Source organism: Streptomyces shaanxiensis, assembly GCF_039537145.1.
Lineage (GTDB): Bacteria > Actinomycetota > Actinomycetes > Streptomycetales > Streptomycetaceae > Streptomyces > Streptomyces shaanxiensis.
In genome coordinates, this window is record NZ_BAAAZY010000013.1 from 45,368 (window position 1) to 64,820 (window position 19,453).

Annotated in this window: 18 protein-coding genes and 1 pseudogene; 6 read left to right on the plus strand and 13 right to left on the minus strand. The window is 70.6% G+C overall.

The annotated features are described in order from the left end of the window. Nucleotides 1–93: 93 nt before the first annotated feature. The 5 genes and pseudogenes from ABD932_RS27870 to ABD932_RS27890 all read right to left on the minus strand — a co-directional run bounded on the left by ABD932_RS27870 (nucleotide 94) and on the right by ABD932_RS27890 (nucleotide 4,480). Nucleotides 94–706 (minus strand): annotated as a pseudogene (locus tag ABD932_RS27870) (VanZ family protein). A 426-nt stretch (nucleotides 707–1,132) separates the two neighbouring features. After that, a complete protein-coding gene (locus tag ABD932_RS27875; RefSeq protein ID WP_345016723.1) occupies nucleotides 1,133–1,984 on the minus strand; it encodes a phosphotransferase enzyme family protein in 852 nt (283 codons plus the stop codon). 286 nt (nucleotides 1,985–2,270) lie between these two features. Continuing rightward, nucleotides 2,271–2,543, minus strand: a complete 273-nt coding sequence (locus tag ABD932_RS27880) for a hypothetical protein (protein ID WP_345016513.1) — start codon at nucleotides 2,541–2,543, stop codon at nucleotides 2,271–2,273. A gap of 112 nt (nucleotides 2,544–2,655) precedes the next feature. Continuing rightward, a complete protein-coding gene (locus ABD932_RS27885; protein WP_345016515.1) occupies nucleotides 2,656–3,846 on the minus strand; it encodes a sensor histidine kinase in 1,191 nt (396 codons plus the stop codon). Next, a complete protein-coding gene (locus ABD932_RS27890; protein ID WP_126387887.1) occupies nucleotides 3,827–4,480 on the minus strand; it encodes a response regulator transcription factor in 654 nt (217 codons plus the stop codon). The genes ABD932_RS27885 and ABD932_RS27890 overlap by 20 nt, the downstream gene beginning before the upstream one ends. A 148-nt stretch (nucleotides 4,481–4,628) precedes the next feature. On the opposite strand from ABD932_RS27890, the gene ABD932_RS27895 reads away from it, so the two are divergent. Genes ABD932_RS27895 through ABD932_RS27910 form a run of 4 tightly spaced genes read left to right on the plus strand, consistent with a single transcriptional unit; the run spans nucleotide 4,629 to nucleotide 8,462 of the window. After that, on the plus strand, nucleotides 4,629–5,162 hold the full coding sequence (locus ABD932_RS27895; RefSeq protein WP_345016523.1) for a hypothetical protein: 534 nt from the start codon (nucleotides 4,629–4,631) through the stop codon (nucleotides 5,160–5,162). Beyond that, on the plus strand, nucleotides 5,159–6,508 hold the full coding sequence (locus tag ABD932_RS27900) for a peptidoglycan-binding protein (protein ID WP_345016525.1): 1,350 nt from the start codon (nucleotides 5,159–5,161) through the stop codon (nucleotides 6,506–6,508). Before ABD932_RS27895 ends, ABD932_RS27900 begins: the two co-directional genes overlap by 4 nt. Further along, entirely contained in the window at nucleotides 6,505–7,242 is a 738-nt protein-coding gene (locus tag ABD932_RS27905) for an ABC transporter ATP-binding protein (RefSeq protein ID WP_345016527.1), read from the plus strand. Before ABD932_RS27900 ends, ABD932_RS27905 begins: the two co-directional genes overlap by 4 nt. A 47-nt stretch (nucleotides 7,243–7,289) precedes the next feature. Further along, nucleotides 7,290–8,462 (plus strand): ABC transporter permease, encoded by a 1,173-nt coding sequence (locus ABD932_RS27910; protein WP_345016725.1) that lies wholly within the window; start codon nucleotides 7,290–7,292, stop codon nucleotides 8,460–8,462. A 164-nt stretch (nucleotides 8,463–8,626) separates the two neighbouring features. On the opposite strand, the gene ABD932_RS27915 is transcribed toward ABD932_RS27910, so the two are convergent. Together ABD932_RS27915 and ABD932_RS27920 are read right to left on the minus strand one after the other, a co-directional pair. Beyond that, entirely contained in the window at nucleotides 8,627–9,805 is a 1,179-nt protein-coding gene (locus ABD932_RS27915; protein ID WP_345016529.1) for a prephenate dehydrogenase, read from the minus strand. After that, nucleotides 9,802–11,145, minus strand: a complete 1,344-nt coding sequence (locus tag ABD932_RS27920; protein ID WP_345016531.1) for an aminotransferase-like domain-containing protein — start codon at nucleotides 11,143–11,145, stop codon at nucleotides 9,802–9,804. The genes ABD932_RS27915 and ABD932_RS27920 overlap by 4 nt, the downstream gene beginning before the upstream one ends. Before the next feature lie 187 nt (nucleotides 11,146–11,332). Here ABD932_RS27920 and hppD point away from each other — a divergent pair, with 187 nt between their 5' ends. Together hppD and ABD932_RS27930 are read left to right on the plus strand one after the other, a co-directional pair. Beyond that, the gene (gene hppD / locus ABD932_RS27925) at nucleotides 11,333–12,412 is read left to right on the plus strand and encodes a 4-hydroxyphenylpyruvate dioxygenase (RefSeq protein WP_345016533.1); all 1,080 of its coding nucleotides are present in this window, start codon (nucleotides 11,333–11,335) and stop codon (nucleotides 12,410–12,412) included. Further along, entirely contained in the window at nucleotides 12,399–13,502 is a 1,104-nt protein-coding gene (locus ABD932_RS27930; protein ID WP_345016535.1) for an alpha-hydroxy acid oxidase, read from the plus strand. The genes hppD and ABD932_RS27930 overlap by 14 nt, the downstream gene beginning before the upstream one ends. 66 nt (nucleotides 13,503–13,568) lie before the next feature. Here the strand turns inward: ABD932_RS27930 and ABD932_RS27935 are convergent, their stop codons facing one another. The 6 genes from ABD932_RS27935 to ABD932_RS27960 all read right to left on the minus strand — a co-directional run bounded on the left by ABD932_RS27935 (nucleotide 13,569) and on the right by ABD932_RS27960 (nucleotide 19,449). After that, nucleotides 13,569–13,781, minus strand: coding sequence for a ferredoxin (locus tag ABD932_RS27935; protein WP_345016537.1), 213 nt, complete (start codon nucleotides 13,779–13,781; stop codon nucleotides 13,569–13,571). A 25-nt stretch (nucleotides 13,782–13,806) separates the two neighbouring features. Then, the gene (locus ABD932_RS27940) at nucleotides 13,807–15,111 is read right to left on the minus strand and encodes a cytochrome P450 (RefSeq protein ID WP_345016539.1); all 1,305 of its coding nucleotides are present in this window, start codon (nucleotides 15,109–15,111) and stop codon (nucleotides 13,807–13,809) included. Between the two features lie 13 nt (nucleotides 15,112–15,124). Then, nucleotides 15,125–16,318 (minus strand): cytochrome P450, encoded by a 1,194-nt coding sequence (locus tag ABD932_RS27945; RefSeq protein ID WP_345016541.1) that lies wholly within the window; start codon nucleotides 16,316–16,318, stop codon nucleotides 15,125–15,127. 18 nt (nucleotides 16,319–16,336) lie between these two features. Continuing rightward, complete coding sequence (locus ABD932_RS27950) at nucleotides 16,337–17,830, minus strand: tryptophan 7-halogenase (protein ID WP_345016542.1); 1,494 nt, start codon at nucleotides 17,828–17,830, stop codon at nucleotides 16,337–16,339. 28 nt (nucleotides 17,831–17,858) lie between these two features. Beyond that, nucleotides 17,859–19,136, minus strand: coding sequence for a cation:proton antiporter (locus ABD932_RS27955; RefSeq protein WP_345016543.1), 1,278 nt, complete (start codon nucleotides 19,134–19,136; stop codon nucleotides 17,859–17,861). A 91-nt stretch (nucleotides 19,137–19,227) separates the two neighbouring features. After that, on the minus strand, nucleotides 19,228–19,449 hold the full coding sequence (locus ABD932_RS27960; RefSeq protein ID WP_345016545.1) for an MbtH family protein: 222 nt from the start codon (nucleotides 19,447–19,449) through the stop codon (nucleotides 19,228–19,230). Nucleotides 19,450–19,453 lie beyond the last annotated feature (4 nt).

Consider the following 19,453-nt stretch of genomic DNA (forward strand, 5'->3'; position numbering starts at 1 on the left):
AGCGGGCAGCGATGTCGGCGCCCTGAGCAGCGCAACGTATCGCCGGCGTATGCAAGGAAATCTGCAACGACGTCTGCACACCGGACACGCGACTCAGCCTGCCGGTGCCGGCGCGGGGCGAGGCTGGTCCGATGGCGCTTCCGCCGTGGTGTGCCACCAGCGACGCGACGCCAGCGCGGCCAGTACGGCGCCGGCGGCGTTGACCAGTACGTCGTCCACAGAGGACACCCGGTCAAGCTGCAGGACGTACTGCGCGGTTTCGACCAGGACCGAGCAGCCCGCCCCGAGCGCCAAGATCCGCGGCGCGGACGCCAGCGCCGCGAACCGCATCGGGGCGAAGGACCCCAGCGACGCGAAGACCAGCAGGTTGCCGGCGATGCCGAGCGGGCCCATCGTGACCAGGTCCCGCAGCGGTATCAGGCTCACCCGTGCGGGGACGATGCCCGCCCCGGCGCCCGGCATCATGGTCAGCCATACGAACGGCACCGTTCCGTGGACCATGCCCACTTCGGCCAGCGACGTCCGCCACGCCGATGAACGTGTCGAAGCAGCCGTGCCACCGCCCTGCCATGCACATCGGAGCGGACATCATGAGCGGCCGCCGCAGGACGAACACGGCGCTCGCCAGGCCGAGGATCACCAGGCCGAGGAGCACGATCCCGCGCGTGCGGCGGGGCGCTGCTGACAGGGATGCGTTGTGGGTCATTACCCCATTGGAGACGGAGGGCCGTTGCGGTGACGTATGCGATTTTCGATACGCCCGCGATATACGGAGTCAGGTTCCGGAATCAAGGAACTGGCGCAATACGGCAGTGAGATGGTCCCGGCGCCGGCGATCGCGCCGGCCCAGCTCCTGCAGGTGCTGGACGACTCGTCCGTGACCATCGCACGTCGAGAGCGGCGACCGCGACCAGGGCGGGCGGGCCTTGCTCGCGAGGGTGCACGACATCAGCCCTCGTAGTCCTCCACCTCATCGTCGATGGCGAGCAGGCGGCGTAGCGCGTTCAGCGGGTCGACGATGGTCCCCCTCGCCAGCAGCAAAGCCCTCCTGTGGGGCGCCGACCGGTCAAGGCCAGGATCACGGTAGATCCCGTGCCACCAGCCGGCCGGCTACGACCTCGAAGGTCCGCGATCAGCCGTGGGTATCAAAGCCGTTGCGATCGAGTGCTGCTCGGATCTGGCTGAGCCACTCAGTGCCCAACTGGCGCCCGTTGGGGAGTTGGTCGTCTCGATCCCAGCGCCACGCTGTGATCATCGCCAGCACCAGGACCCGGCACTCGCGCAGCAAGTCTTGATTGACACCCGGATAGTGCTCGCTGACTTCTTCGGGAGCATGGGCGAGGTCGAATTCGACGGGCCCACGGCAACACGTCTCAAAGTCTATGAACAGCAACCCGTTCTTCGTGGTGAGCACGTTGCCCGGGTGCGGCTCGCCGTGCAGCAACTGCTCAGCGCCTCCGCGCTGGCCGATCACTCGCCTCAGACTTCGTAACGTGTCCCCGAGCAGCTCCCGGTCCGCGTCGGCGAGCGCCGGAGTGCGGTCGCGGTTCGTCACGAGTTGCTGAGCCTGCTCCACTCGATCCGTGAACTGCGGCGTCGGGACATCGAGCTTGCGCATGCCGGCATGCAGCCGCTCCAGCGCATTGGCGTAGTCGGCTGGTGAGACCTCTCGAGGTGTCACGGGTTCGTAGTAGGTCCATAGCGTGACCGCAAAGCCATCACGCTCATACACGCGTGGCTCGACTCGAGGCTCGAGAGCCGCCACAGGGCACCCGGATTCGGCGAGCCGCTGAGCAAGCTCGACTTCGAACTGTGCGACCTGATGCGCTACAGGTGCCACCCGGGCCAGGACGTCACAAGGCAACAGACGCAGAGTGAGCTTGTTCGAGTCATGAAGAACGATCGCGTCGTCCACTGCCAGGCCCAGTGACGAGGCGGTCGACATGGCCGCGGCCACCGCACGCGGGAACTCTGACGCCTGCATCGTCGCCTGGCCCCTCTCCTTGAGCGCTGCCACAACTCTCCAAGCGGTGAACCTGCGCAACCTACCAAGTCGTCGATGGAGAAGCCGTGGTGGCTCGACGGGCAGGGCGCGACTGAATCGGCTGTCCTGGTCTGACGGAGCTGCCCGTCAAAGGCAGTCGGCCGACACGCCGCAGTCTGGTCCAGGGTGGCCTGGCGAGCCGGGTATCGAGCCGCCGCCTCAGGAAGACTGGCTGCTCCTCTCCCAAAGCGTGGTGTACGTCAGGCGCCTGACGCAGCAGTTCGACTCACCCTGCCGACGTCGTGGTCACCCGGGCGGGATCAGAAGATTCCCTGGCCGGGACCAGAATCCCCCGTGGGTCGTATGTGCGCTTGGCCAACTCCAGTCGCGGCCAGGCCGAGCCGAAGTGGGTTCGCCAGTCCGCGCGGGTGAAGGGGATGCTGCCGACCGGATAGTGAGTGCCGTCCGCCGCCGCGGCCCTGAAGGAGGCAGGCCTCTGGTCGTACGCCCACTCCTGGCTCAACCTGCTGCTCCCCGGCCGATCCACGGCCACCGTCACACGCGAGGCACTGGACGCTCCGACCCCGAACGACGATCCCAATTCCAGTTCATTCTGGGGGAGTTGAGACCGTTCGGGAGATGTTCACCGGTGTCCTGGCACCCCGGGCGGGTCACGGCACGGCCGCCCCGTACAGCCCGGCCCTGCTGCGGGGGAAGGCGACGGTGATGTCGAGCCCGCCCTCCGGGCCTTGTTCGGTGACGATCCGGGCCCGGTGGGCGCTGGCGATCGCCGCGACGATCGACAGTCCGAGGCCGTGGCCGTCGGCGCGCGCGGAGCGGTGGCCCAGGCGTTGGAAGGGCTGGTACAGCGACGGGATGGCCTCGCGTGGGACCACCGGTCCGCTGTTGACAACGCGGACCGTGGGCGCCCCGTCCTGGAGGCCGGTGGTGACCCGGATCCAGCCACCGTGGGGGGTGTAGCGCTGGGCGTTGGCGACCAGGTTGGTCACCAGCCGTTCCACGAGGCCGGCGTTGCCCTCGGCCGCGGCGGCGGTGAGACCGACGTCCAGGGCGACGTCCTCGGGGCGGGTGGGCGCGAGGTTGTCGAGCACGTCGGTGACGATCTCGGCGAGGTCAAGCGGCTCGGTCCGGAAGACCCCGCTCTGGCTGCTCGCCAGCGTCAACAGGGCCTCGATCAGCCGCTCCTGGTCCTCGCCGACGGCCAGGGCCCGCTCGCACACCGCCCGCAGGGCCTTCACGTCCGGATCCGGTTTGCTGAGCGCGACCTCGATCACCGTACGCTGCAGGGTCAGCGGGGTGCGCAGCTCGTGCGAGGCGTTGGCGACGAAGCGTCTCTGTGCGTCGAACGCGGCGTCCAGACGGGCGAGCAGCCCGTCGAAGGTGTCGCCGAGGTTCTTCAGCTCGTCGTCGGCGGGCCCGGGCATCGCGAGCCGCTCGTGCAGATTGTGCGCCGAGATGCGCCGGGCCCGTTCCGTCATCACGCGTACGGGCCGCAGCACCCGCCCGGCCACCAGCCAGCCCAGCCCGCCGGAGACGCCGGTCATGACACCGAGCGCGATCCCGGACCGGGTGAGCAGCGTGCGCTGTGCCTCTTCGCGCTGGCGGTCGGCGACGTACGAGATCTGTGCCGAGATCTCCTGCACCGCCGGGTTGCGCGAGGCGTTCATGGTGGTGATCTTGGTGCCTTTGGAGGCCGGGCTCTGCAGGACCAGAAGGTAGGTGACGGCGAGCAGGGTGGCGCCCGAGACGAAGAACAGCGTCCCGTAGAGGAGGGTGAGCCGGAGCCGGGCCGACCAGCGGATGCGGAACCGGCCGGCCGGCTCAGATGCGGTAGCCGACATGCGGCACCGTCTCGATCACGGGCGGTTCGCCGAGCTTGCGGCGCAGCCGGCTGATGGTCACCTTCACGGTGTTGGTGAACGGGTCGGTGGCGTCGTCCCAGGCCCGTTCGAGTAGTTCCTCCGCGGACACCACCGCGCCCCGCGCGGCCAGCAGCAGCTCCAGTACGGCCATCTCCTTGGGGGACAGGTCGAGTTGGCGTCCGCCGCGCCAGGCGGTGTGCTCGGCCGGCGACAGCGACAGATCGTCGTGGGTGAGCACCGGGGGCACGGCGGGGTGCGCGCGCCGGGCGAGGGCGCGGATCCGCGCAACCAGCTCGGCGAAGGCGAACGGCTTGGTCAGATAGTCGTCGGCCCCCAGGCTCAGTCCGTCGACCCGGTCGGCGATGGTGGCGGAGGCCGTGAGCATGAGGATGCGGGCCCGGCAACCGTGCTTGATCAGCGCGCGGCAGACCTCGTCGCCGTGCATCAGCGGCAGGTCCCGGTCGAGCACGATCACGTGGTAGTCGTACACGGTGGCCTGCTCCAGCGCCTGCTGGCCGTCCAGTGCCAGGTCGATGGCCATGCCTTCCTGCCGCAGTCCGGCGGCGATCGTCTCGGCGAGCTCGAGGTGGTCGTCGACAATCAGCACTCTCATGCGGGTCAGGATGCCCTGGGACCCATAACAGGGGAATAACGCCTGGGGAGGGCGAAAGTGGCCGACGACGTTGTTCCCCGCGTGTAACCGCACCCGGCGTACAACTCCGTTCATGTTCTCAACACACCGTCGCGCCCGGATCGGGCGCATGCTTCTTCCCGTATCCCTGCTGCTCACAGGCGCGCTGATCAGCGGCTGTTCCGGCGACTCCAGCGCGGCCTCCGACGGCGAGGCGACCTCGGACTCCTCCGGCTCGGCGAACGGCGCGTTCGACCAGGCCCTGGAATTCGCCGAGTGCATGCGCGCGGAGGGCGTCCCCGAATTCCCCGACCCCCAGCAGGCCGACGGCGGTATCCGCATGGACGCGGGCGGCGTCGACACCAATTCGGCCGAGTTCCAGGGCGCCATGGAGGCCTGCCGCGACAAGGCCCCGCAGGGCCAGGGCCAGGGCGGGGGCGGCGAGCCGCTCGATCCGACCAAGGTCGCCGCCTGGGCGGAGTGCATTCGCGAGAACGGCGTGCCGAAGTTCCCGGACCCCGAGATCAACGGCGGCCAGATGGCTCTTGACTTCGCCGGCGCCGGCCTCAGCATGGCCGACCCCGCCTTCCAGAAGGCCCGGTCCGCGTGCCAGGACAAGTGGCCCGGCGGCGGCATGATGATTCAGGGCGGCGGAGGCCAGTGACCACGCAGGACGAAACGGAACACCTACCGGCCGTCGTGGAACCCGGCGGGGCCCCGGCGGTCGCGAACGAGGCGGAGCGGACACCGGCTGTCGCGGAGGATGCGGGACGGACACCGGCCGTCGCCGAGGAGACGGCGAAGCCGGCCGTGGCCGAGGAGGCCGACCGGCCGCCGAGGGACCGGCGCAAGCGCCGCACCCGCCGTACGGCCTTCATCGTGGTGATCGCGATAGCCGTGGCCGCCGCCGCGGGACTCGCCGCCACCGGCGCGTTCAGTGGTGACGACGCAACCGCGTCGCCGGCCGCCCCCGACCGGCCGGTCGCGACGACGAAGGTCCAGCGGATCACGCTGACCAGTACCGAGACCGTGGACGGCACCCTGGGCCACGGCGAACCGACCGCCGTCACCGACGCCTCCGCATCCGGCCAGAGCGGGCAGACCGGCCAGAGCGGGCAGGGCGGCGGCAGCCAGGCCGGCGCCGACGGCGAGTTCGTCACCTGGGTGCCCGGCGAGGGCGACACGCTCGAACGCGGCGACACCGTCTACCGGGTCAACGAGCGCAAGGTGCCCCTGCTGTACGGGTCGATCCCCTTCTACCGCACGCTGGAGCCCGGCAGCGAGGGCGCCGACGTGCGGATGCTGGAGCGCAACCTCGCCGATCTGGGCTACGACGGCTTCGACGTGGACGACGAGTACACCTCGGGCACCGCCCAGGCGGTCGAGGAGTGGCAGGACGACCTGGGCGCCGAGGAGACCGGGACCGTACGGCCCGGGGACGCGGTGGTCGCACCCGGGGCGCGTCGGGTCGCGGAGCTGAAGACCTCGCCCGGCGCGGTCCTCGGCGGCGAGGTGCTGACCTGGACCGGTACCGAGCGCATCGTCTCCATGGACCTGGACCCGCAGCACGAGGACCTGGTGAAGGAGGGTTCCAAGGCCACGGTCCGGCTTCCGGACGGCAGCACCGTGGTGGGCGAGGTCACCGACATCGGCACCGCGGGCAACGACGCGGCCGGTTCCGGGACCGGGGCCGGCGGCGAGGGCCAGGGCGCGGACGAGGCGACCCTTCCGGTCCAGCTGAAGATCAAGGACCAGAAGAAGCTGGGCCGCTATCAGGCCGCGTCCGTCGACGTGATCCTGGAGGCCGACAGCCGCCGGGACGTGCTCGCGGTACCGGTCAACGCGCTGATGGCACGGCCGGGCGGCGGCTACGCCCTGGAGGTCCCGACGGCCGGCGACGGCAGCGGCAGCGAGCTGGTCCCGGTGGAGCTGGGGATGTTCGCGAACGGCCTGGTCGAGGTGAAGGGCTCGGGCATCAAGGAGGGCATGAACGTGGGGGTGCCCAAGTGACGCCTCACGTCATCGAGTTGACGGGAGTCTCCCAGCAGTACGGGGAGGTCGTCGCGCTGGCCGACGCGAATCTGGTGATCGGACGCGGTGAACTGGTCGGGATCGTCGGTCCGTCCGGGTCCGGGAAGTCGACCATGCTCAACATCATGGGGACGCTGAGCCGCCCGACCTCCGGGCACGTCCGGGTCGACGGCCACGCGGTCGAGGAGCTCAGCGACCGCGAGTTGTCGGCGCTGCGTGCCGGCACGATCGGGTTCGTGTTCCAGCAGTTCCATCTCACCTCGGGCATCCCTGTGCTGGACAGCGTGGCCGACGGGCTGCTCTACAGCGGCACCCCGCGCGCCAAGAGGCGCCGACTCGCCGAGGCGGCACTGCGCCGCGTGGGGCTCGGGCACCGGCTGTACCACGAGCCCCACCAGCTCTCCGGCGGTGAGAAGCAACGCGTCGCGATCGCCCGTGCGGTGCTGGGCGATCCCCCGCTGCTGCTGGCCGACGAGCCGACCGGCGCACTCGACTCCCGGTCCGGCGCGACCGTGCTGGAGCTGCTGCACGAGCTCAACGAGGCCGGCACCACGGTCGTCGTCATCACGCACGACCGGGACGTCGCCGCGTCCCTGCCACGCGAGGTACGGCTCAAGGACGGGCGGATCGAGCATGACTCGGCCGCAGGCCGAGAGATGGCAGCCGCCGTCGGCCGTGAGATGGCGGCCGTCGCCTCCGGGGCGGAGCGGTGACGGGGTCCAGCCGGCGCGCGGCCGGCTCCCGGCCCCGTCCGGCCCGGATGAGCCCCGCCGACGTACTGCGGGTGGGCGGCTACGGGCTGCGGGCCCGGCCCATGCGGGTGTTCCTGTCCGCGCTGGGCATCGCCATCGGCATCGCGGCCATGGTGGGCGTGGTGGGCATCTCCACATCCAGCACAGAGGACCTGGACCGACGGCTCAGCGCCCTGGGCACCAATCTGCTGTCCGTCACACCGGGGCCGTCGCTCAGCGGTGACGCCTCCCATCTGCCGAGCGAGTCGGTGGAGATGGTGGGCAACATCCCGGACGTGGAGTCGGTGACGGCGCTCGGCAAGGTCGACGCCAAGGTCTACCGCAACGACCACATCCCCGAGGCGGAGACCAGCGGTATCGCCGTCTACGCGGCGAAGACCAATCTGCCCGACACGACCGGCGCGAAGCTCACCGACGGCCGCTGGCTGAACGAGGCCAACGACCGCTATCCGTCCGTCGTGCTCGGCCCACGCGCCGCCGAACAACTTGGCGTGCACCGGGCCGGATCCGACGTCCAGGTGTGGCTCGGCGACCGCTGGTTCACCGTGATCGGACTGCTCGCGCCGAACGAACTGACCCCGGAGCTGGACACCCAGGCACTGGTCGGCTGGCCCTACGCGGAGGAGAACCTCGGCTTCGACGGCTACCCGACGGTGATACACGTACGCGCCGTGGAGGAGCACGTCTCCGAGGTGCAGGGCATCCTCGGGGCCACCGCCAACCCGGAGAAGCCCGACGAAGCGGCCGTCTCCCGGCCCTCCGACGCGCTCGCCGCGAAGGAGGCCACGGACGACACCCTGAGCGGACTGCTCCTCGGGCTCGGCGCGGTGGCGCTGCTGGTCGGCGGGGTCGGGGTGGCCAACACCATGGTCATCTCCGTGCTGGAGCGCCGCTCCGAGATCGGTCTGCGCCGCTCGCTGGGGGCCACCCGCGGCCAGATCCGCAACCAGTTCCTGTGCGAGTCGCAACTGCTGTCCGCGCTCGGCGGCGTCGGCGGGGTGACCCTGGGGATCGCGGTGACCATCGGCTACGCCTCCTACCAGGGCTGGCCATCGGTCGTCCCGGCCTGGGCCATGGCCGGCGGCATCGGCTCGACGCTGCTCATCGGCGCGCTGGCGGGCTTCTATCCGGCGGTGCGCGCGGCCCGGCTGCCTCCGACGGAGGCCCTGGCTACGCCCTGATCAGCGGTGCCCCTCGACAATCCCCCGCCAGGGGCACCGCGCCCGGTCCGGAACTGAACCGGACCCGTACCCTTCCCGGCCACCAGGTCGGGAAGGGTACGGGCGTGTCGCGGGTGAAGTGGAGGTGCCGGATGCCAACGGGGGTTTGGTGAGCGGGTGTTGCGTCACACGGGGAACCCGACCAGAGCGAGCTCGGGCTCGTCCCGGACGTCGTCCTCCCGTACGTCATCCTCGTGCACGCCGTCCTCGTGGACGACGTCCCAGCCCGCCGAGGCCAGCTTCTCCGCCAGGGTGTCCGCATCGTCCGCAGCGAGCTCGAAGCGGATGACCAGCGGTCCGTCCGGGCCCTGCGGAAAGACGGGCGCGGCGACGGTGTCAGGGCCGGCGCCGCTTCCGGCGGCGATGTCGAGGAGCCGGGCGAGTTCGCCGGGGCGTTCGGCGATGGTGACGTCGACATGGGCGGTGTCGGCGGCGAGCGGGCCGGACGCCGGTGCGGGCAGTGCCTCCAGCGCGGCGATACCGCGTTCCAGCAGGCCGGTGAGGTTCCGCCGGCTCCGCGCCCGGTGCCGAGGATCCCGAACCGACAACTCCCCCACCGCCGTGAGCAGTTCGGTGAGATCGGTCTGCAGGGCGCTGAGGACGCCGGCGACCTCGGCGGCGTTGGTCTCGATGATGTCGGTCCACAGCCGGGCCTCGCCGCGGGCGATCCGGGTCGCGTCCCGGAACCCCTGGCCGACGAGGAGCGCGGTGACCGGAGACCGGCCGCCGAGCCGGGCCGCGATCAGGCTGGCCATGAGGTGCGGGGCATGGGAGGTGAGTGCCACGGTCTCGTCGTGGGCCCCGCTCTGCATGACCGTGGGCACGCCTCCGCACAGGGCGATCAGGTCCAGTGCCCGGTCGAAGGTGGGCTTGGAGGTGAGCCGGGAGGGGGTGAGCACCCAGACCCGGTCCTGAAAGAGGTCGGGGCGCGCGGCGAGCGGCCCGGAGCGCTCACGGCCTGCCAGCGGGTGGCCGCCGACGAAGTGTGTGGGCCGCGCGGCGCGGGCCAGCACCTCGCGCTCCGGGCCGGCCTTGACGCTGGCCACGTCCGTGTAGCTGCGTGCCAGGCCCCGCGCCTGCTGGTCCGAGAGCACGTCGGCGACCTTGCTCGGGGGTACGGCGAGCACCGCGAGGTCGACCGGTTCCTCGGGCGGCTTCGCGGTGCCCGCACCGAGCAGTTCGGCGGTGCGGACCGCGGACGCATTGGCGTCGAGGAGGTGCACGGTGACGCCGCGCCGGGCGGCGGCGAGCGCCACCGACGTGCCGATCAGCCCGGTGCCTACGACGGCCAGGGTGCGGATCACGAGACCGCCCCGGTGGCGGTGCCGACGGTGGCGTCGGCCGTGGTGCCGCCGGGCAGGCGTGAGGTGATGGCGGCGGCGAGCCGGTCGAGCCCCTCCTCGATGCGCTCCGGGGTCAAGGTGCTGATCGACAGCCGCAGTTGGCGGGACTCGGTTCCCGCGCCGAAGAAATGGTGCATGGGCGTGAACAGCACGCCGTGCTCGCGCGCCGCGTGCTCCAGGAAGGCGTCGTCCACGGTGAACGGCACGGTGACGACCACGAAGAACCCGCCGTCGGGTTCGTTCCAGGTCACGTCGTCGCAGTCCCGGAACCGCTTGGCGAGCCCTTCCAGCACCTGGGTCAGATTGCTCTGGTACACGGCGGTTTCCCTGGTGTTGGCGGCCACCAGGCTGAAGTCGTTGGCGATCAGCTTGCCGCCGATGACGGCCTGGGCGATCGGTGAGGTGTTCACCGTCAGCATGCTCTTGATCTTCGACAGCTCGTCGGCGAGCAGTCCGCCGCCCACCGGCTGGTCGGCTACGGCGAAGCCGACCCGCGCGCCCGCGACGCCGCTCTTGGCGAAGGAGCCGAGGTAGACGACCCGGCCGTCGGTGTCGAGGGACTTCAGCGTGGGCGGGCGTCGGTCCGGGGTGCGGTGGAAGAGTCCGTAGGGGTTGTCCTCCAGCAGCAGGAGGCCTTCCGAGGCGGCGATCTCCAGCAGCCGGTGCCGGTCGGCGACGGTCATGCTGATGCCGACGGGGTTGGCGAAGTCCGGCGTGACGTAGCAGGCGCGCACGCGGCGGCCGGCGTCGCGCGCGGCGCGCAGCAGGCGCACCAACTCCCCCAGGTCGAGCCCGTGTTTTCCGGAGGGCACCGGCAGCACTGGCAGATCGGTGAGCAGGGCGGCGCCGCTGAGACCGACGTAGGTGGGAGACGGGGCGAGCAGCGCGTCGCGGTCATCGGCGCGCAGGGCGCGCAGCACCAGGAACAGCGCTTCCTGGAAGCCGACCGTGACGACGACGGAGCGTGGGTCGGCGTCGATGCCCTCGTCCACGGCGAGGTTGCGGGCGATCAGCTCGGCGATGACGCCCTTGGTGTCGCCGTATTGGAGGAGGGTGCGGGAGACCTGCTGTTCCGTCATTCCCCGCTCACAGCGCAGATAGCCCGTGAACACCTTCAGGTATTCATGGAGCTGATCGGTGTCGAAGAATCCCTCGTAGGGCCGTCCGGCCGCGAACGACACTGCCTCGGGATAGGTCCCGGCAATATTGTTCAGCAGATTCATCGACTCCATGGACGCAGCGGTGAGCGAGGCGTGCAGCGGCTCCGAACTCAATTCCGCGAGATTTTCCCGGATCTGCATGGGGGCAGTATCACGTACTGCGCCAATGGCGACAACGCCGCTTCTTTGACACCCGCGAGACGTCCCTGACCAGCATCTTCAGGTGTCCGCCTTTGACAAGTGCGGCATTCACCAATCGAGTTGTACGGTTGCGCCGCAAATCCGATCCTTCTTCGACTCAGGGACCGTCATGAATGATCGAGCGAGCGTGCATCAGCCCATCAGTCACTACATGATCGACTACGTCGAGTTGTACGTAAAGGACCTGGAGACGGCGGCCCGCGGCTGGCAGGAAACATACGGCTTTGCAGTGGCCGGGGAGAGCACTTCCGCCGATCACCACGGCGTCGCGCTCCGGCACGGCGGGATCACCCTTGTCCTGACGACCCCGCTGAGCGACCGGCACCCCGCGTCCGCGTATCTCCCGGCCCACGGCGACGGAGTCGCCGACATCGCGCTGCGCACCCGGGACGCGGGCGCCGCGTTCGCCGCCGCCGAGGCCGCGGGGGCCCGTGCGCTGCGCAAGCCGGAGCGGCACTCCGGGGACGGACCGCGCGCGAGCGCGCTCATCGGCGGCTTCGGGGACGTCGTCCACACGCTGGTGGAGCGCGAGCCCGGGGCACCGGGCGGGCTCCCGGCCGGGTTCACGCCCGTCGCCGGTGAACAGCCGTCCTGGTCCGAGGAGGTGGGGCTGCTGGACATCGACCACTTCGCGGTCTGCCTCCCCGCGGGGGATCTCGACGCGACCGTGCGGTTCTACCGCAACGCCCTCGGCTTCAACGAGATCTTCGAGGAGCGGATCGTCGTCGGCGCGCAGGCGATGGAGTCGAAGGTGGTGCAGAGCCCGAACGGCGCGGTGACCCTCACCCTCATCGAGCCCGACACCAAGGCGGAGCCGGGGCAGATCGACGACTTCCTGAAGAACCACGACGGGGCCGGCATCCAGCACATCGCCTTCTCCAGCGACGACGCCGTGCGCTCGGTCCGCGCGCTGCGCGACCGCGGGGTCCGCTTCCTGAAGACACCGGACGCCTACTACGACCTGCTCGACGGCCGTATCGAGCCGGCGACGCACTCCATCGACACGCTGCGCGAGACGCAGCTGCTCGCGGACGAGGACCACGGCGGTCAGCTGTTCCAGATATTCACCGCCTCCGCGCACCCGAAGCGCACGCTGTTCTTCGAGATCATCGAGCGGCAGGGCGCGGGCACGTTCGGCAGCGCCAACATCAAGGCGCTGTACGAGGCGGTGGAGCTGGAGAAGGCCGGGCAGCATGGCCTGCGGTGACTCCGGCGGGGACGCGGCGGCTCCGCTCGACATGGACGACGTCGAGCGGGCCGCCGCCATGGCCCTGCCGCCCGACGTGTGGGACTTCATCGCCGGGGGCAGCGGCCGGGAGCTGTCGCTCGCGGCCAACCGAGCGGCGTTCGACGGTGTCTTCGTACGCCCCCGGATCCTCAACGACGTGTCCGCGTGCGGCGCGGAGGCGACGTTGCTGGGGCGGGCGGCGCGGATGCCGGTGGCGATCGGACCGGTGGCGTACCACCGACTGGTGTGCCCCGAGGGCGAGTTGGCGACGGCGCGGGCCGCGAAGGCGGCGGGTGTGCCGTTCACCGTGGCGACGCTGAGCAGTGTCCCGGTGGAGGAGGTCACGGCGGTCGGCGGCTCGGTGTGGTTCCAGTTGTACTGGCTGCGTGACACCGGGCGGACGCTGGATCTGGTCCGCAGGGCGGAGGACGCCGGCTGCGAGGCGATCGTGCTCACCGTCGACGTGCCGTGGATGGGCCGCCGACTGCGCGACGTCCGCAACGGGTTCGCGCTGCCGGACGACGTGCGCGCGGTACACCTGGGCGCAGGGCCCTCTACGGCGCACCGCGGCGGCGACGGCGCTTCGGCGGTGGCCGTGCACACGGCGGAGATCTTCTCCCGCTCCCTGACCTGGGCGTCCGTGGAGCGGCTGCGCGAGTCCACCCGGCTGCCTGTCGTGCTCAAGGGCGTGCTGGCCCCCGAGGACGCGCGGCGCGCGGTGGAGCACGGCGTCGACGCCCTGGTGGTCTCCAACCACGGTGGCCGCCAACTCGACGGCGCGATGACCGCCGTGGCCGCGCTGCCCGATGTGGTCGAGGCCGTCGGCGGCGCCTGCGAGATCCTCCTGGACGGCGGTGTGCGCAGCGGCACGGACGTCCTCAAGGCCCTCGCGCTCGGTGCGTCGGGCGTACTGGTGGGCCGCGCGCCGATCTGGGGCCTGGCCGCCGACGGCGAGGACGGGGTCCGACAGGTGCTGGAGCTCCTGCACGAGGAACTGACGGACGCGCTGGGGCTGGCGGGGTGCGCGGGGGTCGCCGACGCGCGACGGCTGGAGACGCTGGTGGTGTAGCGCGGGGCGAACGTGCGGGAGGGGGCCGGGTCACCCGGCCCCCTCCCCTTCCATTCCGCCTTCCGGTCAGGCCCCGTCCTCCTGTTCCTGGTCGTGGACCGTGATGGCGTGCCCCGGGCAGCGCCAGACGACCGACCGCACGGCCGCGGCAAGTTCCGCAGCCGGTGCGGCGTTGTCGACGACGCCCATGCCCTCGTCGTCCTGGTCGAAGACCTGGGGCGCGAACATCGCGCAGACGCCGCCGCTCACACACTTGTCGCGGTCGATCCGGATCTCCATCGGTCTGCCGTCTCCTTTCCGCCGGTCACCAGACGACCGGCAGCCGGTGCACTCCGTGGGCCAGCGCGCGGTTGTAGAAGCGCACCTCCTCGGCGGGCACGGCGAGCCGCAGCTCCGGGAAGCGACGCCACAACGCCTTGTAGGCGATGCGCAGTTCGGTGCGGGCCAGCGCGGCGCCCAGGCAGTGGTGGACGCCGTGTCCGAAGGCGACGTGCGCGACGGGCTCGCGGCCGAGGTCGAGGCGGTCGGGTCCGTCGGTGAGGGCCGGGTCGCGGTTGGCCATGGTGAGCGAGCAGATGACGGTCTCGCCCGACTTGATCAGGTGCTCGCCGATGCGCACGTCGTTCACGGCGGTGCGCGGGGTGGGCGCGTTCGCCACCGACATGTAGCGGATCAGCTCGTCCAGGGCGCGGTCGGAGGCGAGCCGGCCGCCGTCGCCCCGGCCCGGACCCCTGTCCGACCCCGAGCCGTTGCCCGCCCCCGAGGCCCTGCCCCGGCCGTCGCGTTCGCCGAGCAGCAGCGGCAGCTGGTCCGGGTGCTCCAGCATCGCCAGGACACCGAGGCCGATCATGCCCTCGATGTTGTCGATGCCGGCGAGGATCAGCAGGACGCACACGCCGCGCATCTCGTCGTCGGTGAAGTTCTCGCCGTGCTCGCGCACCAGCGCGCCGATGAACCCGTCGTCGGGGTCCTTGCGCTGCCGCGCCACCATCGAGACGAGATAGCGGGAGAACGCGGCGCCGTCGGCCGCCCGCACCTTGCGGCTGCGGGAGAAGTCCAGATGCCGGTGGCAGTGGCGCAGGAACTCGGGCCGGTCGTCGCGCGGCACGCCGATCAGCTCGCACAGCACCTCGCCCGGCACGGGCTGGGCGAACAGCGGCATCAGATCGGCACCCGGTCCGGCGGCCTCGACGGTGTCCAGGTGCTCCTCGACGATCGCCTCGATGTTCGGCTCCAGCCGGCGCAGCCGCCGTACCGTGAACTCGGGGGTGAGCATCTGGCGCAGTCGGGTGTGTTCCGGCGGGTCGTAGTCCATCAGATGGCCCACCAGCTCCGGCGGGCGCCAGTCGGGTCCTTCGGCGCCCCACCGGCGGCGGGTGCTGAAGTTGGTGTGGTCGCCGAGGATCTGGCGGACCTCGGTGTAGCCGGTGGCGAGCCAGACCCATTCGTCGGACTCGTTGGGGCCGATGACGTACCTGCTCAGGGGCTCCGCGGCCCGCAGGTCGTCGGCCGGGTCGAACCGGGTGCGCCGGGTGTAGAGCAGTTCGGGGTACGCCTGCTGGGCCCGCGGTGCCTGCTGCGGGGCCTGCGGCTGGGTTTGCTGCGGCATGAGCGTTGTCCTCCTACCAGGCCACCGGCAGCGCGTCCACGGAGTACACCCGCGAGGACGGCGTCCGGAACCGGATCTGCTCGTGCGGGACGGCGAGCCGCAGCTCCGGGAAGCGACGCCACAACGCCAGGTAGGCGGTGCGCAGTTGCATCCTGGCCAGCGGGGCGCCGAGACAGTGGTGAACGCCGTGCCCGAACGCCATGTGCGGGGCGGGTTCACGGGTGATGTCGAACCCGTCCTCAGGATCGCCGCCGGGGGTCGCGATCCGGTTCACCGCGAAGGCTGAGCAGATGACCCGCTCCCCCTTCGGCACCACGTGCCCGCCGAGCGGCACGTCCTCGAGCGCGGTGCGCGGCGAGAGGGTCGGGATCACCGAGACGTAGCGCAGCAGTTCCTCCACCGCGCGGTCGATCAACTCGGGGTTCTCCTTCAACTTGGCCAGCTGGTCAGGGTGTTCGAGCAGCAGAAGGGTTCCGAGCCCCAGCATGCTGGCGACGTTCTCGATGCCGGCGGAGGTCAGCGACGCGGCCAGGCCCTCCAGTTCCTCGTCGGTGATCTCGTCGCCGTACTCGCGCACCAGCATGCCCAGCAGTTCGTCGCCGGGGTCCCGGCGCTGCCGTGCGGTGAGCTGCTGGAAGTAGGCGCGGAAGGCCCGGCCGGCCGCCATCTGGCGGGTCCGGCCGCGGCCGTCGTCGCGGGTGATGTCGAGGTGGCGGGACAGCTCCGCCCGGTCGTCGCGGGGCACGCCCAGCAGTTCGCAGGCGGTCTGGCCCGGTATCTGCCAGGCGAAGTGGTGCATCAGGTCGGCGGGCGCCCCGGCCTGCTCCATCGCGTCGAGGCACTCCTCGACGACGGCCTCGATACGCGGCTGGAGCCGCCGCAGGCGCCGCATGGTGAACTCGGGGTTGAGCATCTTGCGCAGCCGGGTGTGCTCCGGCGGGTCGTAGTGCAGGAGGTTGCCGATGTTCTGCAGCCTTCGGGACTGGGCCTCGGTGTCGGCGGGCGGCAGCATGGTGAACCGGTGCTGGTCGCTGAGCACCTCGCGGGACTCCTCGATGCCGGTGACCAGCCAGCCCACGACCTGGCTGGAGGGCCCACCGTGCAGTTCGGTGCGCAGCACCGGGCACTCGGTGCGCAGCGCGACCAGCTCCGGGACCGGGTCGAACCGGTCCCGGCGGTTGTACACGGGGACGTCACGGGACGCCATTGTCGGGGCTCGCCTCCCTCAGGCGGTGGTGGACGGCAGCCAGTACAGGCCGTCCGCGGAGGAGACCAGACCGCCGGGGAACATGGGCGCCTCGGGTTCGGCGTCCTCGCCGAGCAGTGCCCGCATCTGCACCTGGCCCGCCTCCTGCATGGCGTTGCGCACGACGGAGGAGCTGAACAGGGGCACCGAGCTGCCGTCGTCGTTCGCGGCGTACTTCTCCACGGCGGTGGCGAACTCCTCGGAGTTCTCCGCGAGCCGCTCGCCGAGCGCCTCGGCGTTCATCAGGCCCTGCTCACCGGAGGAGACACCGCCGATCAGCTCGACGAACGCCTGCAGTTCCGGCTCGGTGTTGGCGGTGACCTTCTTGGCCTGCCAGAAGTAGGAGTTCTCGTCGCGGTGCATCTCGTAGAAGGAGACGAGGAACTCGTAGAAGACGCCGTACTCGCGCCGGTAGCGGGCCTCGAACTCCCGCATCGCGGCGTCCTCGTCGACCTTGCCCTCCAGGACGCTGTTGAGGGAGCGGGCGGCGAGCAGCGAGCTGTAGGTGGCCAGGTGCACGCCGGAGGAGAAGACCGGGTCGACGAAGCAGGCGGCGTCGCCCACGAGCATCATGCCGGGCCGGGTGAAGGTGGTCTGGTGGTACGAGTAGTCCTTGCGGACCCGGATCTCGCCGTACTGGCCCTCGGTGACGCGGGTGGCGTCGGAGAGGTAGTCGGCGATCATCGGGCACTCGTCGATCAGCGCCCGCAGCGCCTTCTCCGGATCGCCCTGGATCTTGTCGGCCATCTCCCGCCTGACGACGGCGCCGACGCTGGTCAGGGTGTCGCTGAGCGGGATGTACCAGAACCATCCGCTCTCGAAGGCCACGCAGAGGATGTTGAAGCGGTTGGGCTCGGGCATCCGCTTGCCGTTCTCGAAGTAGCCGAAGAGGGCGAGGCTGCGGAAGAAGTCGGAGTACTCGCGGGTCCCGCCGACCTTGTTGTAGATCCGGCTCTTGTTGCCGGAGGCGTCGACGACGTACTTCGCGCGGATCTCGCGCTCGCTTCCGTCGGCGCCTGCGTAGGTGAGCCCGCGGACCCGCTCGCCCTCCTCGATCAGCCCGCGCACCGAGCAGCCCTCGCGGACGTCCGCGCCTTGCTTGCGGGCGTTCTTCAGCAGGATGTCGTCGAACTTGGAACGCTCGACCTGGTAGGCCACCGAGGTCGGGCCCGCCATGCGGGGCGAGACGGAGAAGGCGAAGGTCCAGGGCTCGGGCCGGGCGCCCCAGCGGAAGGTGCCGCCGCGCTTGAGCGGGAAGCCCGCCTCGGCGAGGTCGTCCGCGGCGCCGGAGAGCCGGCAGACACCGTGAATGGTGGACGGCAGCAGCGATTCGCCGATCTGGTAGCGCGGGAAGTTCTCCTTTTCGAGTACGACGACCCGGTGCCCTTGTTTGGCGACGAGTGCGGCGAGGGTGGAACCGGCGGGTCCGCCGCCGACGACGGCCACGTCGAATTCTTCGGTCTTTGCTGCCACAGCCAACTCCCTGTCCGTGTCTGCGTTCCTATTGAGCCTGAATTTGTCCGGCGGGCTCGTCAACTCGTCCAATTTCCTTTTCTGGACGGTCTTTTCGCCCGATCAGGGTGAGCAGCGGGCCGGTCATGAAGGTGGTGATGAGCGCCATCAGGACCAGCACCGTGAACAGGCCGGGACCGATCACTCCGGCTTCGAGCGCCACGTTGAGCACGATGAGTTCGGTGAGCCCGCGGGTGTTCACCAGCGCGGCCACCCGTGCCGACTGATGGGGGTCGAGGCCGGTGAACCGGCAGGCCGCGTACGCCGGGCCGAGTTTGCCGACGACGGCGATGGCGAGGATCAGCGCCAGCAGCGCGAGTCCGTCGCCGTCGAGCGTGCCGACGTCGAACTTCAGCCCGGTGGTGACGAAGAACAGCGGCAGCAGCAGGCCCGCGGTCTGCTCCATGGGCTGGAGCACCTCGGCGTCCGGGACCTCGTTGCGACGCGGCATGACCAGTCCGGCGAGGAAGCCGCCGAACACCGGGTGCAGTCCGAGCATGGAGGTCACCCAGGCGCTGCCCATCGCGAGCCCGAACGCCAGCGGCACCTGCCCGAGCATCCGTGACTCCGAGCGCCGCAGCAGCCAGTCGAGCGCGGGCCTGACGAGGAGGAACATGACCGCGCTGAACAGCACGATCAGCACCAGCGCCGCCAGCCACGACGGTCCCGAGGAGTGCCCGGTGCCGGCGAACGCGGCGGCCAGCACCAGCCAGGCGACCACGTCCATGACCCCGGCCGCGGTGGTGGCGACCGTGCCGGTGGCGGTGCCCGCCAGACCGCGCTCGCGGACGATCGCCACCAGCACCGGCAGCGCGGTCACCGAGCAGGCCACGGCCATGAACATCACGAACGTCCGCCCGCCGGCGTCCGGTTCGACCGCGCTGAACATTCCCTCCAGCAGGGTCACCGCGCCGGTGCTGAGTCCCGCCGGGACCAGCAGCGCGAGCGCCGCCACGGCCAGCACGGACCGGCCGCCGCCGCGCAGTTGCCGGTAGTTGATCTCGTATCCGGCGAGGAACATGAAGATCACGACGGCGACCTGCGAGAGCACCGTCAGGAACGGCAGCACCTCCGCCGGGAACAGCGTCTTCGTGGGATCACCGGGCAGCCGGCCGAGCAGGGTGGGGCCGAGGGCGATACCGGCCACGATCTGCCCGATCACGGTGGGCTGTCCGAGCCGGCGGGCGAGCGCGCCCATCAGCCAGGAGGCGACGACTATCAGCGCGACGTCGCCGATGACCAGGGCGGTCACCTGTTCGGAGTTCACGCCTCTCCCTTCTTCTCACTGCCTCGGTTCTGCACACTGCCTCGGTTCTTCTCGCTGCCTGGTTCTTCTCGCTGCCTCGGTGGGCCGCCACTCAGGCGGTGGAGGCGCCTTCCGTGCGGGCGATGAGGCTCTTGGGCCGCATGTCGGTCCAGTGCTGCTCGACGAATTCCAGGCATTCGGCCCGGCTCGCCTCGCCGAAAGCGGTGGTCCAGCCCTGCGGAATCTCCGCGAAAACCGGCCAGAGCGAGTGCTGGCCCTCGTCGTTGACGAGCACCAGGAAAGTGCCGTTCTCGTTGTCGAAGGGGTTCGTCATGGTG

What these genes read in the sequence shown, in the direction of transcription:
- ABD932_RS27875 (WP_345016723.1), bottom strand. Translation starts at nt 1,984, where the DNA reads ATGCAGGCGTCAGAGTTCCCGCGTGCGGTGGCCGCGGCCATGTCGACC.
- ABD932_RS27885 (WP_345016515.1), bottom strand. Translation starts at nt 3,846, where the DNA reads ATGTCGGCTACCGCATCTGAGCCGGCCGGCCGGTTCCGCATCCGCTGG.
- ABD932_RS27890 (WP_126387887.1), bottom strand. Translation starts at nt 4,480, where the DNA reads ATGAGAGTGCTGATTGTCGACGACCACCTCGAGCTCGCCGAGACGATC.
- ABD932_RS27895 (WP_345016523.1), top strand. Translation starts at nt 4,629, where the DNA reads ATGCTTCTTCCCGTATCCCTGCTGCTCACAGGCGCGCTGATCAGCGGC.
- ABD932_RS27910 (WP_345016725.1), top strand. Translation starts at nt 7,290, where the DNA reads ATGAGCCCCGCCGACGTACTGCGGGTGGGCGGCTACGGGCTGCGGGCC.
- ABD932_RS27920 (WP_345016531.1), bottom strand. Translation starts at nt 11,145, where the DNA reads ATGCAGATCCGGGAAAATCTCGCGGAATTGAGTTCGGAGCCGCTGCAC.
- ABD932_RS27930 (WP_345016535.1), top strand. Translation starts at nt 12,399, where the DNA reads ATGGCCTGCGGTGACTCCGGCGGGGACGCGGCGGCTCCGCTCGACATG.
- ABD932_RS27935 (WP_345016537.1), bottom strand. Translation starts at nt 13,781, where the DNA reads ATGGAGATCCGGATCGACCGCGACAAGTGTGTGAGCGGCGGCGTCTGC.
- ABD932_RS27940 (WP_345016539.1), bottom strand. Translation starts at nt 15,111, where the DNA reads ATGCCGCAGCAAACCCAGCCGCAGGCCCCGCAGCAGGCACCGCGGGCC.
- ABD932_RS27945 (WP_345016541.1), bottom strand. Translation starts at nt 16,318, where the DNA reads ATGGCGTCCCGTGACGTCCCCGTGTACAACCGCCGGGACCGGTTCGAC.
- ABD932_RS27960 (WP_345016545.1), bottom strand. Translation starts at nt 19,449, where the DNA reads ATGACGAACCCCTTCGACAACGAGAACGGCACTTTCCTGGTGCTCGTC.